This window comes from Clostridium frigidicarnis, assembly GCF_900111985.1.
GTDB lineage: Bacteria > Bacillota > Clostridia > Clostridiales > Clostridiaceae > Clostridium_Z > Clostridium_Z frigidicarnis.
In genome coordinates this window covers 1-1,322 of the sequence record NZ_FOKI01000107.1, presented here as the reverse complement: position 1 = coordinate 1,322, position 1,322 = coordinate 1, and the positions used below count along the sequence as shown (strand labels likewise).

The 1,322-nt window shown below is 30.5% G+C and carries 1 protein-coding gene and 3 tRNA genes; all 4 read right to left on the bottom strand.

From position 1 onward, the window contains the following. Window positions 1-2: 2 nt before the first annotated feature. A tRNA-Ser gene (locus BM119_RS19505) sits at window positions 3-90 on the bottom strand. Between the two features lie 67 nt (window positions 91-157). Continuing rightward, entirely contained in the window at window positions 158-703 is a 546-nt protein-coding gene (locus BM119_RS19500; RefSeq protein ID WP_090043347.1) for a GNAT family N-acetyltransferase, read from the bottom strand. Between the two features lie 407 nt (window positions 704-1,110). Further along, window positions 1,111-1,201: transfer RNA gene (locus tag BM119_RS19495), tRNA-Ser, on the bottom strand. 26 nt (window positions 1,202-1,227) lie between these two features. After that, window positions 1,228-1,318: transfer RNA gene (locus tag BM119_RS19490), tRNA-Ser, on the bottom strand. Window positions 1,319-1,322: the final 4 nt, after the last annotated feature.

Below are 1,322 nucleotides of genomic sequence, written 5' to 3'. Positions count from 1 at the left end.
GGCGGAGAAAGTGGGATTCGAACCCACGGTACACTCACATGTACGCCGGTTTTCAAGACCGGTGCCTTAAACCAACTCGACCATCTCTCCATGTCGCTTACAAGAATTATTATATCAATCCCATTTATACTTGTCAATACTTTCATAAATAATTTTTTTATTTTAAACTGTTTTCATCCCATTGCTTTCTGAATAAGCTCATTACTATTTCATCATAGTATTTACCTTCTTTATATATTTCATCTTTTAAAATCCCTTCAATTTCAAATCCACACTTTTCATAACATCTTATTGCTCTTTTATTAAATGAATATACTTGTAATCTTATTTTATTAATATTCATTTCTTGAAAAACAAATCTTATAAGTGTATTCATTGTATCTGTTCCATAACCATTATTCCAATAATCTTTATTTCCTATCATAATCCCAACTATAGCAACCCTTGTTTGCCAATTGACATCATTTATTCCACATCCACCTATATATTCACCATTTTCTATTACTTCTATAGCAAAATCATATGTTCCTTTTGAATTCTTCTTTTGAGAATTTATAAATTCCACTTCTTCTTTATATGTTGTTGGAAATCCTATGCCTGGTGAAAGATTTTTAATTAACTCTTTGTCATTTACAAATTTATATGCTTTATCTATGTCTTCATCCTTATAAGCTCTTAAAATGATCTTTTTTCCTCTATACATTTTATCACCTCAATTGTTTATTTTTACCATTATAACAAATAACCTGTTATAAATCAATATTCTTATTATAATATTTCTAGCACTAGCTATGGTAATTTTATGTTATAACTTTAATATTTAATTTTTATAGTGATAGATAATTTTTAAGAAATACACAATCTCTCTTCTCTAATAAACAATTAGACTTTATTTTATTTTGTATAAAAAATCACATACTTTCTAAATATGAAGTTAAAAGTTATGGTTAAAAATCGCAGGTTTTCTTAAATTTTTAAAGAAGACTTTAACCTTCATTCTCAATTTTCGATTAAAAATCTCTTTAAACCTAAGTTTTATCAGAATTTTACGATTGAAAATTCTATAATCCTCTATACCACAAAAAAAGCATCTAACTTAGTTAGATGCTTTGGCGGAGAACGAGGGATTTGAACCCTCGCACCGGTTACCCGGTCTACGCCCTTAGCAGGGGCGCCTCTTTAGCCACTTGAGTAGTTCTCCATATCTTATTTTTGGGCAAAAAAAAATGGCGGAGAAAGTGGGATTCGAACCCACGGTACACTCACATGTACGCCGGTTTTCAAGACCGGTGCCTTAAACCAACTCGACCATCTCTCCATGT

What these genes read in the sequence shown, in the direction of transcription:
- BM119_RS19500 (WP_090043347.1), bottom strand. Translation starts at nt 703, where the DNA reads ATGTATAGAGGAAAAAAGATCATTTTAAGAGCTTATAAGGATGAAGAC.